The 16,194-nt window shown below is 66.8% G+C and carries 11 protein-coding genes; 6 read left to right on the forward strand and 5 right to left on the reverse strand.

Going from position 1 to position 16,194, the window contains the following annotated elements; translation table 11 throughout:
• The first annotated feature begins 184 nt into the window (after positions 1-184).
• The 4 genes from J2X21_RS05865 to J2X21_RS05880 all read left to right on the forward strand — a co-directional run bounded on the left by J2X21_RS05865 (position 185) and on the right by J2X21_RS05880 (position 9,111).
• Positions 185-2,644, forward strand: coding sequence for a glycoside hydrolase family 2 protein (locus tag J2X21_RS05865; RefSeq protein WP_310326064.1), 2,460 nt, complete (start codon positions 185-187; stop codon positions 2,642-2,644).
• Positions 2,645-2,801: 157 nt separating this feature from the next.
• A complete protein-coding gene (locus tag J2X21_RS05870; RefSeq protein WP_310326067.1) occupies positions 2,802-5,927 on the forward strand; it encodes a TonB-dependent receptor in 3,126 nt (1,041 codons plus the stop codon).
• 95 nt (positions 5,928-6,022) lie between these two features.
• Positions 6,023-7,576 (forward strand): tryptophan halogenase family protein, encoded by a 1,554-nt coding sequence (locus tag J2X21_RS05875; protein WP_310326071.1) that lies wholly within the window; start codon positions 6,023-6,025, stop codon positions 7,574-7,576.
• Positions 7,573-9,111 carry a tryptophan halogenase family protein gene (locus J2X21_RS05880; protein WP_310326074.1) on the forward strand — a complete coding sequence of 513 codons (1,539 nt, stop codon included), beginning with the start codon at positions 7,573-7,575 and terminating at the stop codon, positions 9,109-9,111. Before J2X21_RS05875 ends, J2X21_RS05880 begins: the two co-directional genes overlap by 4 nt.
• Before the next feature lie 32 nt (positions 9,112-9,143).
• Here the strand turns inward: J2X21_RS05880 and J2X21_RS05885 are convergent, their stop codons facing one another.
• Genes J2X21_RS05885 through J2X21_RS05900 form a run of 4 tightly spaced genes read right to left on the reverse strand, consistent with a single transcriptional unit; the run spans position 9,144 to position 12,521 of the window.
• Positions 9,144-9,644, reverse strand: a complete 501-nt coding sequence (locus J2X21_RS05885; protein WP_310326075.1) for an endonuclease V — start codon at positions 9,642-9,644, stop codon at positions 9,144-9,146.
• 13 nt (positions 9,645-9,657) lie between these two features.
• A complete protein-coding gene (locus J2X21_RS05890; RefSeq protein ID WP_310326077.1) occupies positions 9,658-10,188 on the reverse strand; it encodes a CbrC family protein in 531 nt (176 codons plus the stop codon).
• Positions 10,189-10,210: 22 nt separating this feature from the next.
• Positions 10,211-11,578: a GH1 family beta-glucosidase gene (locus J2X21_RS05895; RefSeq protein WP_310326080.1), complete on the reverse strand. Its 1,368-nt coding sequence runs from the start codon at positions 11,576-11,578 to the stop codon at positions 10,211-10,213.
• Between the two features lie 16 nt (positions 11,579-11,594).
• Positions 11,595-12,521: a PfkB family carbohydrate kinase gene (locus tag J2X21_RS05900; protein ID WP_310326083.1), complete on the reverse strand. Its 927-nt coding sequence runs from the start codon at positions 12,519-12,521 to the stop codon at positions 11,595-11,597.
• A gap of 147 nt (positions 12,522-12,668) precedes the next feature.
• Between J2X21_RS05900 and J2X21_RS05905 the strand changes: the two genes are divergently transcribed.
• Together J2X21_RS05905 and J2X21_RS05910 are read left to right on the forward strand one after the other, a co-directional pair.
• Positions 12,669-13,706, forward strand: a complete 1,038-nt coding sequence (locus tag J2X21_RS05905; RefSeq protein ID WP_310326085.1) for a LacI family DNA-binding transcriptional regulator — start codon at positions 12,669-12,671, stop codon at positions 13,704-13,706.
• A gap of 328 nt (positions 13,707-14,034) precedes the next feature.
• Positions 14,035-15,450, forward strand: coding sequence for an MFS transporter (locus J2X21_RS05910; RefSeq protein WP_310326087.1), 1,416 nt, complete (start codon positions 14,035-14,037; stop codon positions 15,448-15,450).
• Positions 15,451-15,453: 3 nt separating this feature from the next.
• Here J2X21_RS05910 and J2X21_RS05915 read toward each other — a convergent pair whose 3' ends face one another.
• On the reverse strand, positions 15,454-16,095 hold the full coding sequence (locus J2X21_RS05915) for an NAD(P)-dependent oxidoreductase (RefSeq protein WP_310326090.1): 642 nt from the start codon (positions 16,093-16,095) through the stop codon (positions 15,454-15,456).
• Positions 16,096-16,194 lie beyond the last annotated feature (99 nt).

Consider the following 16,194-nt stretch of genomic DNA (forward strand, 5'->3'; position numbering starts at 1 on the left):
TTTGTGTTTAGTAAACGATGTGGATTATCCGCAGATCGAATGTGGCGCAAAGGTCATAACTGCCCTTGTTTCATCGGTGCTATCCCTGATCGTGCGGGTTGCGTATGAGAAACAGAATGCGCAACAAATTTATGTTTAGCGGTGGCGGTGTCTGCCGCGCGCTCCTGTTGTGACTCTTGAACGCTTGATCGATCTTCATGAAGGCTGGCAGCTGGCCGAAGCACCGCTGGGTGCCGATGCCGCTGCGCTGGCCGCCATTCCTGCAGCCAACTGGCTGCCCGCCGCCGTGCCCGGCTCGGCCCACTCCGCGTTGCTCGCGGCGGGCCGTGTGCCCGACCCGTTCTATGGCCGCAACGAGGCGCAGCTGCAATGGATCGGCGAGCGCACCTGGGCCTGGCGTCTGGACTTCGAGGTCGGCGAGCTGGCAGCGCGCGAAGAGCTGGTGTTCGAGGGCCTGGACACCTGCTGCTCGGTCTGGCTGAACGGCGAGCTGCTGCTGCAGACCGACAACATGTTCGTGCCGCATCGCGTGGACGTGCGTGATCGCCTGCGCCCGGGCCGCAACCAGCTGCTGCTGCGCTTCGACCCCGCGCTGGCACGCGCCCGCGAGGTGGAGGCGGTGCATGGCAAGCGTCAGCTGTGGAACGGCGACAGCGCGCGGCTCCATGTGCGCAAGGCGCAGTACCACTTCGGCTGGGACTGGGGCCCGGCGCTGATCACCAGCGGCCCGTGGCGGCCCGTGCGGCGCTGGAGCGGGGCCGCGCGTGTCGTGGACCTGCATTGCCAGACGGAGGTGGATGTTGCCGCCCGCCGCGCGACGCTGAAGGTGCAGGCTCAGATCGAGGGGGCCGGCGAGCAGTTGCAGCTGGAACTGCTGGATGCGCAGGGGCGCAGCGTCGCGTCGCAGACGGTTGCCGCCGCGACGCCGCACACGACGCTGGACGTGGCCGACGCGCAGCTGTGGTGGCCGCGTGGCCTGGGCGAACAGCCGCTGTACACGCTGGTGGCGCGCGTGCTGGGTGGCGGCCGGGGGCTGGCCCAGCAAAGTCTGCGCGTCGGTCTGCGCACGCTGCGGCTGTTGCAGCAGCCCGTGCAGGGTGAGGCGGGCAGCAGCTTCCATTTCGAGGTCAACGGTCAGGAGCTGTTCGCCGGCGGCGCGAACTGGATTCCGGACGACAGCCTGCTGGAGCGCATCACGCCGGCGCGCTACCGCGAGCGCGTGGCGCAGGCGGCCGGCGCGAACATGAACATGCTGCGCGTCTGGGGCGGTGGCATCTACGAGCACGAGGCCTTCTACGAGGCCTGCGACGAGCTGGGCGTGCTGGTCTGGCAGGACTTCATGTTCGCCTGCGGCCTGTACCCGGCCAACGAGGCCTTCCAGGCCAGCGTGCGCGCCGAGGCCGAGGCCGCGGTGAAGCGGCTGCGCCACCACGCCTGCCTGGCGCTCTGGTGCGGCAACAACGAGGACTACATGCTGGCCGAGTCGGCCGGCGTGGCCTTCGAGCAGTTCGAGGCGCGGGCGATCTACGAAAAGCTGCTGCCGGACGTCTGCGCGGCGCTCGACCCCGGCCGAACGTACTGGCCCGGCAGCCCCTACACGCCGGGTGGCGTGAAATCGTCCGACGCGACCATCGGCGACCGCCACAGCTGGGAGGTCTGGCACCAGCAGATGCTGCCCTACCAGCGCTATGGCGAGGTGCAGGCGCGCTTCGTCAGCGAGTTCGGCATGCAGTCGCATCCCAGCCTCGCATTGTTCGAATCGGTGCTGCCTGAGGACGAGCGCTTTCCCGAGAGCCAGACGGTGCAGTGGCACAACAAAGCCGGCTCCGGCAACCCCGACGGGCATCGGCGCCTGGCCGTGTATCTGGCTGACAACCTGCGCGTGGGCCCCACGCTGGCCGATCACGTCTACGCGACGCAGTTCGTGCAGGCCGAGGCCATGCGCGTGGCCTACCAGGACTTCCGCCGCCGCTGGCAGCAGCCGGGCGCCCGCGCCGTGGGCGGCGCGCTGGTCTGGCAGTTGAACGACTGCTGGCCCGTGACCAGTTGGGCGCTGATCGACTCGGCCGGCGTCGTGAAGCCGGCCTGGCACACGGTGCGGCGCGCGTTGGCGCCCGTGGCCGCGGCCGTACGGCTGGAGGCGGGCCAGGCGCGGCTGGCGGTCATGAACGGCGGTGCCCAGGCGCTGGAGGTGAAGCTGCAGCTGCGTGTCATCTCGCTGGACGGCCGCCCGCTGGCCGAGGCGGCGGTGACCCAGCCGGTGGGGGCGTCCAGCAGCGTGGAGGCCGTGGTGGCGCTGCCGGTGCTGGATCAGCCCTGCGTTGCCGACTTGCTGGTGCTGGATGCCGCCAGTGGCCACGAACTTGCGCGTGACTGCGCGTGGACCGAGCCGTTCAAGTTCTACCGGCTGGGTGGCGCGCAGATCGACGTGAAGCGCGAGGGCCAGGCGCTGCTGATCGGGGCCGACAAGCCCGTCAAAGGCTTGTGGCTGCAGGCTCCCGGCGTGGTCTTCGCCGACAACTTCATTGACCTCGTCCCAGGCGCGCCACGGCGGGTCGAGCTGACGGGTAGCTTGCCAACAACACTGCAAATCGTGGCCGTGGATCACGCCGCGCGCGGTGTTTCACTGCATAGGGGGGACTGACCGACGGGTATGCGGAAAAGCCCTGTCGCTGTTAGCCCTGATGTTATGTTGGGCGCACATTGTTACCGTTACCAAAACGAACTCCGGTCTTAGCCGGCGGTCGTGACATGAGGCCCCTGAGGGCCCACTGATTCCCACCAAAGAGGAGCAAACCAGGATGAGACATTTCAAACAGACAACCTTGTCATTGGCGGCGGCCCAGGCCTTGATGGTCCTGGCGCTGCCGGCGATGGCGCAGAGCACGGAGGCGCCCAAGTCACAGCAGTTGGAGACTGTGGTGGTGTCGGGCCAACGTGCAGCGCTGCAGTCGGCGCAGAAGCTGAAGCAGGATTCCGACGAAATCGTCGATTCCATCGTCGCGGACGACATTGGCAAGTTGCCGGACCGTTCCGTGTCGGAAGTGCTGCAGCGCATCGTCGGCGTGACGATGGACCGTGTGATGGCGCGTGGAGACCCGATGCGTTTCTCGGTCGAGGGCTCGGGCGTCATCATCCGCGGCCTGACCTATGTGTCGTCGCAGCTGAATGGCCGTGAGAGCTTCTCAGCCAACGGTGGCCGGGGCCTGAGCTTCGAAGACGTGCCGCCCGAACTGATGGCCGGCGTTGACGTCTACAAGAACCCGTCTGCAGAGCAGATCGAAGGCGCCATCGGCGGCCTCGTAAACCTGCGCACCGCGCTGCCCTTCGACTACAACGGCTTCAAGGCTGGTCTGGGGGTGTCGCTGACCAAGAACGTGCTCCGCGACAACCAGAAGCCGGCCGTTTCGGGCCTGTTGTCCAACACCTGGAACACCGACATCGGCAAGATCGGTCTACTGATCCACGCGGCGAATTCCAAGAGCTCGACCCGCACCGATGGCATCGCCGTCGACCCCTACTTCCGGGAAGTGGTCCGCTGGAACAAGCCGTCGGATACCAACAATCGCTACTTCCTGCCCACCGCAGAGAACCATTGGTTCCCCAAGGCCGTGGGTTGGCAGACGCTTGCCTTTGACCGTACGCGCCAAGGCACGTATGCGGCAGCGCAGTGGAAGAAGGACACCCTGCAAGCGTCAGCGACCTTTTTCCGGTCCAAGTACGACTTCTACTGGGATGAAAGCTCCATTGCCAGCCAAGCGGATCCGTACTCGTCCGTCGTGTCCAACGCCACGTGGGGCGCCAACGGCGCGCTGCTGACCGGCACCCTCACCGATCCCACCAACAAAGGCATTCCTTTCAACGCGAACACGCGCTTCTCCAAGAGCGGTTCGGACACCAAGGAATCGACCTTCAATCTGGTCTGGACGCCGAGTCCCCAGTGGCGGATCGCCAACGACTTCCAGTTCATCGAGTCGCGCAGCAGCAACATCGACTCGACCGTGGCGACCGGCATCAACATGCCCAAGGAAACCTTGGACTTGACCGGCGAGATGCCGCGCTTGGTCTTGGATGCGCAGGACAAGGCTTACCTGGCCGATCCGTCCAAGTACTACTGGGGCTTCACGATGGAGCGCCTGTCGGAGAGCAAAGCCACGCAAAAGGCGTGGAAGGGCGACATCAAGTACAGCTTTGACCACCCGGTGCTCTATGACGTGCGTTTCGGTCTGCGCTTCACCGATCGTGACGTGACCAACAAGGTGCCCCGCTGGTACAACTGGCAGGCGGTGTCGCAGACTTGGCAATCTGCCGAGTTCGATGCGGGCGCCGTTGGCCAGAGCTGGGACTGGCACCCGATCAAGAGCCTGGCCTACCTGTCGCGCTTCGGCGGTGAAACGCAGGTCAAGCCGTTCAACAACTTCATGAACGGCAAGAGCAGCGTTGCATCGCTTGTGCTCCCGACGATGGCCGTGGCTGCAGGCTACCCCGATTCCTACTCCAAGCTGCACAGCTACTACGTGACACTGTGCGAGGAGTACAAGGCCGAGAAGATCTCGAAGGGCGGCAATCCAACCAACACTTGTAACCCTGCGTTCACCCCGCCCGTTCCTGGCGCGCAGGAGCGCGACAACCAGCAGCACGAAACCACCAAGACTGCGTACACGCAGCTGCGCTTCGGGTTCGATGAGTGGAAAGTGCCTGTCGACGGCAACGTGGGGCTTCGTGTTGTCAACACCCGGTACAACTCGTCGGGCTACCGATCACTGACCTATCAGGCGACCGATGCCATTACTGGCACGTTGATCGGCGGTCCGATTCCTGTGTTCACGTCCAGTCGGACGGCGATCGAAGCCGGGAACAGCTACACCGATGTGTTGCCCACTTTGAACCTGAGGTACAAGTTCAAGGACAACCTGTTCCTGCGCTTTGCGTTTGCCAAGGCCATCGCGCGTCCCGACTTCAGCACGCTGCAGCCCACCCTGATCTTGAACGCTGGCAGTGCCACGGTTCGGACCATCGTGGATGAGACGGTCACGCCGTCGGTGCGCACCAACTATGTGGACGACCTCCGCAACCGCGGCTCGGCCTTGGGCAACCCGGCGTTGAAGCCAGTCAAGTCCGATCAGTTCGACCTGTCAGGTGAGTGGTACATCGACAAGACGAGTTCGGTCACGATGGCGGTCTTCAACAAGAAGCTGAAGGACGTGATCGTCAACCAGGTGGGCATTGCGACGGCAGCCGACAACACCGGCAAGTTGTACGACTTCACTTACTCGACGCAGGTGAACGGTTCCAAGGGTTGGGCTCGCGGCGTGGAACTGTCGGTGCAGCACTACTTCAACGGGCTGCCAGGCTTGCTTGCCGGCCTGGGTGTGCAGGCCAACGCGACCTACGTGGACAGCAAGCAGACGCGCTACAACGCCGTCGGCAACGCATGGTGCAGCAGCGCAAGCGACGGCCGCAATCTGAACCTGTTCGCCAACGGTTGCGACACCAACGGCCAGTCCTACGGTGATCACCCGCTGCCCAACCTGTCGCGCAAGGCGTTCAACCTGGCTGTCCTGTATGACCACGGTCCGATCTCGGCACGCGTGGCCTATTCGTGGCGCGGCAAGTTCCACAACGGCGTCGCCTTCCCGGACAACACCGGTCCCAACCAGACCAACGGCCTGAATGCCAATCCCGACAGCCCGCAGTACGGCCGCAACAATATGCCGCTGGGCTTGCCGATCTGGACGGATGACTTTGGTCAGCTGGACATGGGCGTGCAGTACAGGTTCAACAGCAACCTGACCTTCGCGTTCGAAGGCCAGAACCTGACGGACGCGATCTACAAGCAGATGATGCAGCAGCACATCGGCTTCACGGGTCGCTCCTGGTTCGCCTCCGGCCCGCGCTACTCGGTGTCGGCTCGTCTGAACTTCTGATCGACGCCGGGTTTGTCCCGGCACGACAAGGCCCGGCGCTGCGGCGCCGGGCTTTTTTATGGGTTAGTGTCGTGACACCGAACAAGAGGGTGCCCATGGAGACACATCGCACGGCTGAGGGCCAGGCCATACGCCGCATCGTCATCGTCGGCGGCGGCACGGCTGGCTGGATGACGGCGGCGCCGCTGGGGCAATTGATGGGCCGCGTCGACCACGCGGCCCGCTGCGAGATCGTGCTGATCGAATCGCCCGAGATCGGCACCGTGGGCGTGGGCGAGGCCACGCTGCCCACCATCCGCTTCTACAACCGCACGCTGGATCTCGACAACGCCGAGTTCATCCGCAAGACCCAGGCGAGCTTCAAGCTGGGCATAGAGTTCAAGGACTGGGGCCACCTCGGCAACCGCTTCTTCCACGGCTTCGGCGAGTTCGGTCCGGCCATCAACAACCGCTCGTCGGTGATGCACTGGCTGCGGCTGCACGCGCTGGGCGGCATGGACAGCCACGAGCACTGGTCCACGTCCACCGTGATGGCCATGCGCAACCGCTTCGTGCCGCCGGACGGTGAGATCGCGTCGGCGGCCAATGCCTACTCCTATGCCTTCCATTTCGACGCGGGCCTGTACGCGGCCTTCCTTCGCGACTACGCGATGGCGCGCGGCGTCAAGCGCGAGGAGGGCACCATCGTCGACGTGTCGCTGCGCCCCGGCGACGGCTTCGTCACCGCCGTCACGCTGGCCGACGGCCGGCGCATCGAGGGCGACCTGTTCATCGACTGCTCGGGCTTCCGCGCGCTGCTGATCGAAGGTGTGTGCAAGGCCGGCTACGAGGACTGGACGCACTGGCTGCCCTGCGACAGCGCACAGGCCGTGCCCTGCGACCGGGTGGAGCCGCTGACGCCCTACACGACATCCACCGCGCACAGCGCCGGCTGGCAGTGGCGCATCCCGCTGCAGCACCGCACCGGCAACGGCCACGTCTACTGCAGCGGCTACATCAGCGACGACGAGGCCGGCCGCGTGCTGATGAGCAACCTCGATGGTGCCGCGCAGGGCAGCCCGCGCCAGCTGCGGTTCAAGACCGGCATGCGCAAGAAGGCCTGGGACCGCAACGTGGTCGCCATCGGCCTGGCGTCGGGCTTTCTGGAGCCGCTGGAGTCCACCAGCATCCAGCTCATCATGGACGGCGTGGGGCGCCTCATCGAGCTGTTCCCCGACAAGCGCTGCGACCGCCATCTGGCCGACGAATACAACCGCCGCATGGCCAAGCAGTACGAGTCCATCCGCGACTTCATCGTGTTGCACTACAAGCTGACCGCACGCGACGACAGCGAGTTCTGGCGCTACTGCGCCGGCATGTCCATCCCCGACACCTTGAATCACCAGATCGAGCTGTTCCGCCGCAGCGGCCGCGTGGCCATCCTGGACCCCGACAGCTTTGCCGAGCCGTCCTGGGTGTCGCTGTTCCTGGGTCTGGGGCTGTGGCCGCAGCGCTCCGACCCGCTGCTCGGGCAGATCGACGAGCAGGCCTTGCGCACGCATTTCCAGCGGCTGCGCGCCGCCATTTCGCAGACCGTGGACGGCATGCCCGACCATGGCGCCTTCATCGCCCGCCATGTGCGCGCCGAACCGATGGAGATGGCCAAGTGACGAGCGCCGATCAAGCCATCCGCCGCATCGTCATCGTCGGCGGCGGCACCGCCGGCTGGATGACCGCGGCGCCGCTCAGCCAGATGTTCGGCACGCGGCCAGGCGGGGCGGCCAATCCCGTGGGCTGCGAGATTGTGCTGGTCGAGTCGCCCGACATTGGCACCGTCGGTGTCGGCGAGGCCACGCTGCCCAGCATCCGCTACTACAACGACCTGCTGGAGCTGGACAACGCCGAGTTCATGCGCAAGACCCAGGCGAGCTTCAAGCTGGGCATTGAGTTCAAGGACTGGGGCCACCTCGGCAACCGCTTCTTCCACGGCTTCGGCGGCTTCGGGCCGGCCATCCACAACCGCTCGTCGGTGGCGCACTGGCTGCGCCTGCACCAGGCCGGCGGCATGCCCAGCCACGAGGAATGGTCCACCGCGACCGTGATGGCACGGCGCAACCGCTTCACGCTGCCCGAGGGCGGCGCGCCGTCGGCAGCCAACTCCTACTCCTACGCCTTCCACTTCGACGCGGGCCTGTATGCGGCCTTCCTGCGCGAGTACGCGATGGCGCGCGGCGTCAAGCGCGAGGAGGGCACCATCGTCGACGTGTCGCTGCGCCCCGGCGACGGCTTCGTCACCGCCGTCACGCTGGCCGACGGCCGGCGCATCGAAGGCGACCTGTTCATCGACTGCTCGGGTTTTCGAGCGCTGCTGATCGAGGGCGTCTGCAGGGCCGGCTACGAGGACTGGACGCACTGGCTGCCCTGCGACAGCGCCCAGGCCGTGCCTTGCGACAAGACCTTGCCGATGACGCCGTACACGACGTCTACGGCGCACAGCGCCGGCTGGCAGTGGCGCATCCCGCTGCAGCACCGCACCGGCAACGGCCATGTCTATTGCAGCCACTACATCAGCGATGACGAGGCCGGCCGCGTGCTGATGAGCCACCTGGACGGCGCCGCCCAGGACCAGCCGCGCCAGCTGCGCTTCAAGACCGGCATGCGCCGCCGCATCTGGGACCGCAACGTCGTGTCTATCGGCCTGGCGTCTGGCTTCCTGGAGCCGCTGGAGTCCACCAGCCTGTCGCTCATCATCCACGGCGTCAGCGCGCTGGTGGAGCTGTTCCCGGACCGCGCCTGCGAGTCCCATCTGGTGGATGAATACAACCGCCGCATGACGCGGCAGTACGAGTCCATCCGCGACTTCATCATCCTGCACTACAAGCAGACCCGGCGCGACGACAGCGAGTTCTGGCGCTACTGCAAGGGCATGGCCGTGCCGGCCACGCTGGCCCACCAGATGGAGGTCTTCCGCCGCAGCGGCCGCGTCACCATCCTGGACCGCGACAGCTTCGGCGAGGACTCCTGGTGGTCGCTGTATCTGGGTCTGGGCATGCAGCCCGAGGGCTCGGACCCGCTGCTGAGGCAGGTGGAGGAGGGCGTGCTGCGCGAGCACTTCAAGCGGCTGCACATGGCCGTCGCGCGGACGGTGGACGGCATGCCGGATCATGCGGCGTATCTGGAGCGGCTGGTGGCCGGCGGGCGCTGAAAGGGCCGGCGGCTGCACGACAACGCCGCGCTTCAGTCCTTGTTCTTGGCCAGGCGGAGCGCGAGCTTCATCAGCGTGGGAACGACTTTCCTGCCGTGCATCGCACGCAGGCGCGCCTTGGCCGCGCCGATGTCTATGCCCGCGCAGGTCACGATCAGCGGCTTGGCTTCCTCTTCCCGCATCACCTCGAACTGCGAGGACAGGCCCGGCCGGCCCGTCTTCGAGATGCCGATGACCGGCGTCATCCCGCCCAGCGCCAGGAACAGGTGCTGGCCCAGGCCTGGTATTTCATCGGAGTCGAGGTGGACAAAACCGTCGATGAGGATGAGCTCGGGCTCCAGCTTGTGCTCACGCAGCAACTGCATCACACAGGTCAGGCCGCGCAGGTCCAACTCGCCACGGGGTGCCTTCTCGACATGAGCGATGTGCGACAGGTAGGTCTTCGTCGGCTCCGGCGAATCCCAGGTCTCGAAGGCGATGGCGGCGACCTGCGCCTGCGCGGCGTCGAAATGAACAGCGACGGCAAGTTTCATGCGGGATTCCGGCTCACATGCAGTCCCATCCCAGCCGCACCGCGCCGCAGTGCCGGCACACGAACTTGTAGAACGCGTTGTCGCCCGCGGGCTCGTAGTCACGCGTGGCGGCGGCCCATTGCTTGGCGGTCTTGCCGTAGTGCTGCTGCCAGTCCGCCTTCGTGGTGTCGCTGGCGTCCTCCACGTCGTCCTCCGACGCATCGCCGTGGAACTCGCAGGCGTCGTTGCAATGCGCCAGCCATTCCTCCTGCTGCCAGCACGAGTAGCCCGGCGTGCGCAGGCTGACCTCGTCGACGATGTCCTGCGGCACGCCGGCCTTCGTCAGCGGCTGTGGGTCGGCGAACACCGCGCCCAGCTTGGTGGCCGCCGAGCCATCGGCAATGCACCAGGGGCACAGCTTCTCGTCCAGGTCGTTGCTGCCGTACACCGGCTGCACGTAGACGTGGTCGCGCGCCTGTCCGCAGCAGGCGCAGGTCAGCGGGCGCTTCTCGATGGCGCCGGTGGCGAGCGGATCGGGGTGGTAGCGAAAGCGTGGCAGGTCCATGCCGCCACGCTACCAGACGGCGTCAGCGTCCGGCCCGCTCCCGCAGGAAGTCCGCGTATGCGAGCGCACTGCGCTTGAGCGTGCGCTTCTGCGTCTCGAAGTCCACGTGCACAAGGCCGAAGCGGCGCTCGTAGCCGAAAGCCCATTCGAAGTTGTCCATCAGCGACCAGACGAAATAGCCGCGCACGTCCACGCCGTTGTCCATCGCGCGTGAGCAGGCCGCGAAGTGGCGCTTGAGGTAGGACTGGCGCTGCTGATCGTCGACGCTGCTGTCGCCGTCCACCGTGTCGGCGCTGGACATGCCGTTCTCCGTGATGAAGATGGGTGGCAGGTTGGCGTACTCGGCCTTGAAGGCCTCCAGCATGTCCTGCAGGCCTTGCGGGTAGACCTCCCAGTCCATCGTCGTGCGCTCGACGGCCGGGTCGCGCACCCAATCGATGGTGTCGGGGCCGGCCGAGCGCAGCACGGCGCGGCTGTAGTAGTTGATGCCCAGGTAGTCGATGGGGCGCTGGATGATGTCCATGTCGCCGCTCAGCACCAGCGGCTCGCAGCCCTTCCAGTAGCGCCACAGGTCGGCGGGGTACTCGCCCTTCAGCAGCGGGTCCAGCACCCAGCGGTTCTGGTAGGTCTCGAACAGCAGTGCGGCATCGCGGTCGGCGGCCGTATCCGCGTGGGCATAGCCCGGTGCGCAGTTCGCGACGATGCCGTGCTGCGCCTTGGGATCGTTGGCGCGCATGGCCGGCAGCGCCAGGCCGTGGCCCAGCAGCAGGTGGTGCATGGCCTGCACGCCCCAGCGCGGCTGTTCGCGGCCCGGTGCATGATGGCCGTTGCCATAGCCCAGGTAGGCCGAGCACCAGGGCTCGTTGTGCGTGGCCCAGGCCGTCACGCGGCCACCGCCCAGGCGGCGCGTCATCAGGTCGGCATAGTCGGCGAAGCGGTAGGCCGTCTCGCGGTTCAGCCAGCCGCCCTTGTCCTCGAGGTGCTGGGGCAGGTCCCAGTGGTACAGCGTCACATAGGCGGAGATGCCGCGCTGGGCCATGCCGTCAAGCAGCCGCTTGTAGAAAGCTATGCCGCGCTCGTTGGGCTGCCCCACCTCGTTCATCACGCGCGGCCACGCGATCGAGAAGCGGTAGGCGTCCACGCCCAGGCGCTTCAGCATGTCCAGGTCTTCGTCGAGGCGGTGGTAGTGATCGCAGGCGATGTCGCCGTTCTCGCCGCGCAGCACCTTGCCAGGCGTCGCGCAGAAGCGGTCCCAGATGGATTCCAGCCGGCCGTCCTCGCGGGCCGCTCCCTCGATCTGGTAGGACGAGGTGCCGGCGCCGAACACGAAGCCGGGGTGGCGCATCGGGGAGCCCGCGGGCGGGGCGATGAGGTCTGCGAGGGAGGTCATGGACGGGTGCGGGAGGTCAAGGGGAGGGCGGCAGCGCCCGCAGCGCGTCGCGCCACGGGGTCAGGGGTTGCGGATCGACGGGCAGCGGCCCGCGCAGGCCACAGATGAAGGACGCGTAGCGGTTGGCCAGCGCCAGCGTGGCGGGCAGGTCGCGGCCCAGCGCCAGGCCGGCCAGCAGCGTGGCGGTGAAGGCGTCGCCGGCGCCGACGGTATCGATCAGGTGAGGCTGGCGTTCGCCAGGCCCTTGGGCCAGCAGTGCGCCACCGGGGCCGTAGAAGCGCCAGCCGTCAGCGCCGCAGGTCAGCACCACGCGCTGCAGCGCGAAGCGCGCCATCAGCGCGGCCACCTGTGGGGCTTCGCCTTCCACGCCGTTGGCGAACCAGGCCGCCAGCCGTGCCAGTTCCTCGTCATTGACCTTGAGCCATTCGGCCAGCATCAGCGATTCGGCGGCCAGTTCGGGCGTGTCGGTGCCGGCGCGCAGGTTCAGGTCCAGCAGGCGCAGGCCCTGGAAGCCCTTCACCAGCGCGCGGATCGCGGCGCGCGAGGCCGCATGGCGCTGCATCAGGCTGCCGAAGTAGATGACGCTGGCGTGCCCGCCGTCCAGCAAGGCCTGCGCAGGCGCGGCCTCCAGCTGGTCCCAGGCCGCGTCGCCGTGGATCTCGAAGCTGTGCCCGCCGCCGGGTTGCTCGTGCACGCTGACGCGGCCTGTCGCATGCGCGGCGTCGCGCTGCAGGCCGCGTGCATCCAGGCCGTAGCGCCGCGCGCTGTCCAGCACGAAGCGGCCGTTGGCGTCGTCGGCGCCGACGCGGCTGATGAACAAGGCCGGGACGCCCAGTGCCGCGATGGAGCGTGCCACGTTGAACGGCGCGCCGCCGGCCACGGGGCCGTCATGGAACTCGTCCACCAGGGCTTCGCCCAGGACGGCAATGGAGCGGGAGGTCATTCGAAATATTCTAGGCAACAAGTATTGTTTAGTGAACAATCAACTCATCGGGGCGATCCCGTAGAGCCCGCGCTGCCTGCTGTGGAACCGCTTGCATGCACAATCGCGGCACCAGTCGAGGGTGCTAAACAAGCTGAGGATGAGGCCATGGCCGACAAGCGGGGAGTGACGATTCGGGAGTTGGCCCAGGCCGCTGGCGTGTCCATCGGCACCGTCTCGCGCGCGCTGAAGGGCCAGCCGGGTCTGTCCGAACAGACGCGCGCCCAGGTCATGGAGGTGGCGCAGCAACTGGGCTACGACACGGCCAAACTGCGCACCGGCAAGCCGCGCCGCATGCTGTTCCTGTACAGCCGCCACATGGGGTCGCTGGCCAGCAACCCTTTCTACTCCTACGTGCTGCATGGCGCTGAGACGGCCTGCCGCGAGGCCGGCGTGCCGTTGAGCCTGATGTCGGTGGTGGCCGGCGACGATGTGGCCGCGCAGGTGCGCCGCCACGAGGCGGACGCGCTGCTGGGCGCGGGCTACATGGACCCCGAGGTCATGGACGCCGTGCGCCAGTGCGACCTGCCGCTGGTGCTGGTGGATCACTTCCACCCGGGCATCCGCAGCATCAACGACGACAACCTGCTGGGCGGCTGGCTGGCCACCAAGCATCTGCTTGAAGGCAGCGCGCAGCGCGTGGCGGCCATCTTCGGCCCGCTGGCGCACTACTCGACGTCGCTGCGCGCCAAGGGCTTTCGCCGCGCGCTGTTCGAGGCCGGCCGGCTGTTCGACCCCGACTACGAGGTGACGCTGGACCCGGCGCTGGACTACCGCGAGGCCGGTCGCGACGCGATGCGCCGCCTGCTGGCGCTGCCGGAGCCGCCCGATGCGGTGTTCGCGTACAACGACTCGACGGCCATGCATGCCATCGAGTACTGCCACGAGCAAGGCCTGCGGGTGCCAGACGACGTGCGCTTCATCGGCTATGACGACATCGAGGCTGCGGCGCGCTTCAAGCCGCCGCTGTCCACCGTGAAGATGGACAAGGAGGCGCTGGGTCAGCTGGCCGCGCGTGCACTGATCGAGGGCGACACCGAACCCAACGATGCGTGGCTGCCTGTGGAACTGGTGGTGCGCGAAAGCTCGGCACCCGCGGCCCCGCCGCCGACACCAGCGCGCAGACCGCGCAAGCAGACGGCATAGGGCCTGTTGATACTACGGAGCAGACCGCGTTGCGGCCAAAAAGCCCGCGAGCAAGGCGCGAACCGGAGCCGGGTTGAAACCCGGCGAGGATTTGCAACGCCGCGCGCGGGCTTTCTGGCCTCAACCCGAAGGGAAGGCCCGCCGCCTACTCGGTAGTCGTCAACAGGCCCTAGGTGTTTCACCGCTTTCGTTCAACGCTCAGTTGAACAAAAAATCTGCTGTTTACTAAAAATATCCGCCAAGCCAGGGCGGCAAGGAGACAGCAGTGATTGCCGATCGCGATGGAGGCATGCCTGTGCCCCAGTCCGCCCCGCTTACGACCCCTGCCGTGCCGGCCGCTGCACGGGATGCGGACCATGTCCCCACGTCGCAGAAGATCGGCTTCGGCCTCGGCTCCTTCCATGACATGTGGGGCCACTGGCTGTACCAGTCGCTGGTCTTCCACGTCTTCAACATCGGCCTGGGCGTGGCGCCACAGCTGATCTCGATGGCCATGGGCATCAAGATCTTCGCGGACGCGGTGTCCGACGCGATGTTCGGCTGGATCTCCGACAACACCCGCAGCCGCTGGGGACGCCGGCGCCCCTTCATCCTCGTCGGCGGCATCCTGACGGGCATCGGCCTGCCGCTGCTGTTCGCCGTCGGCCGCGGCTGGAGCGACACCGAGTACTTCATCTTCCTGCTCGTCTCGACCTGCCTGTACGCGCCGGTCATGAGCTGCTTCGCGATGCCCTGGAACAGCCTGGGCGCCGAACTCACGCCCGGCTACCACGAGCGCACGCGCGTGATGTCCATCAAGAACGCGATCCAGAAGATTCCCGAGCTGGGCATGTTCGTCGCCGCGCAGTTCACGACGCTCTACTTCTTCCACGACGCTAACGGCAAGCCCGACATCCTGCTCGGCGCCCAGGTCTACACGTCCATCCTGGGCGGCATCCTGGTGGTGCTGGCCATCCTGATCTTCTCGCTGACGCGCGAGCGCTATTACGAGAGCTTCGTGGCGCAAAGCCGCCAGCGCGTGCCGTTCAAGGACACGCTGTACCGCACGCTGAAGAACAAGCCGTTCCGCCTGATGCTGGGCACCATGCTGACCTACAACATGGCCACGGCCATGGTGGGGCTGCTGGGCTACTACGCCACCGTCTACTACGTCTGCGGCGGCGACGTCGTGCAGGCCACGAAGTGGAACTCGCTGATGGGCGTGGCCGGCCTCGTCAGCGGCCTCGCCGGCATCGCCTTCGCGGGCTGGGTGGCCAAGCGACACGGCAAGCGCAATGCGCTGATGACCGTGCTGTGGCTGGGCATCGCCGCCTTCATCGGCGACTGGTTCTTCTACAACCCGCAGCTGCCCTGGCTGCAGCTGCTCGCCAGCGGCGGCGTGGCCTTCATCGGCGCCGGCTTCTGGACCATCTATGGCTCCGCCATGGCCGACGTCATCGACCATGACGAACTCGGCACCGGCCAACGCCGCGAGGGCTCGTTCGCGGCCTGCGGCTCGTGGATCAGCAAGGTCGGCCTGGCGCTGGGCAACAGCGCCTCGGGCTGGGTGCTGGCCTTCACGGGCTTCAACGCCAAGCTGCCCGTGCAGGGCGAGGACGCGATCTTCCTGATCCGCGTCTGTCTGTCCGGCATTCCCATCGTGGGCCTGCTGATCGCGCTGGTCATCGTGTCGCGCTACTTCCTGACGGAGCAGCGCATGCACGAGATCCGCGCCGAGCTGGAAGCCCGGCGCGGCACGGTCTGAGGATCAATAGCCCAGCGTGAAGCGCGCGCGGCGGAACTGCGGCGATTCCAGCTCATTGACGATGGCCGCGGCCAGGTCCTCGACGCTGATGTGGCTTTCGCCCTTCGCGTCGAACACCGGCTCGTCGCGGCCCAGGCGGAACTTGCCCGTGCGCTGGCCCGGTGCCAGATGCATGGCGGGCGACACGAAGCTCCAGTCCAGGCCGCTCTGATCGGCGCGCAGACGGTTCAGCGCCTCGCGAGCGGCCAGCGCGCCCTGCTTCCATTCGGCCGGGAAGGCCGGCGAGTCCACCAACTGCTGGCCCGGCGCGATGAACAGGCTGCCGGCGCCGCCCACCACGAGCAGGCGCACGCCGGCCTCGCGGGCGGCGGTCGCGATCGCGTCGCTGCCGCGCAGGAAGTCGTCGTGCAGGTTGGGGTTGGCCCAGCCGGCGTTGAAGGCGCTGACGACGGCGTCCACGCCCTTCAGCTCCGCGGCCAGGTTGCCGCCGGCCAGCACGTCCACCGCGCGGGCTTCCACGCCGGCGCGGGCGGCCAGTTTGGCCACGTCGCGCTGCAGCGAGCGCACCTGGTGGCCGCGGTTCAGCAGTTCTTCGAGCACGGCCTTGCCGACAAAGCCGGTGGCACCGATCAGGGCGATGTTCATGAGGTTCTCTCCATCATGCAGGTTTCGATGGATGAATTGTTTGTGCTTCACAATCTGCTGATAAGACGGCTTGAATCGCCAGCACTGTTTAGAAAATCT

The organism is Roseateles asaccharophilus, assembly GCF_031458115.1.
GTDB lineage: Bacteria > Pseudomonadota > Gammaproteobacteria > Burkholderiales > Burkholderiaceae_C > Pelomonas > Pelomonas asaccharophilus_A.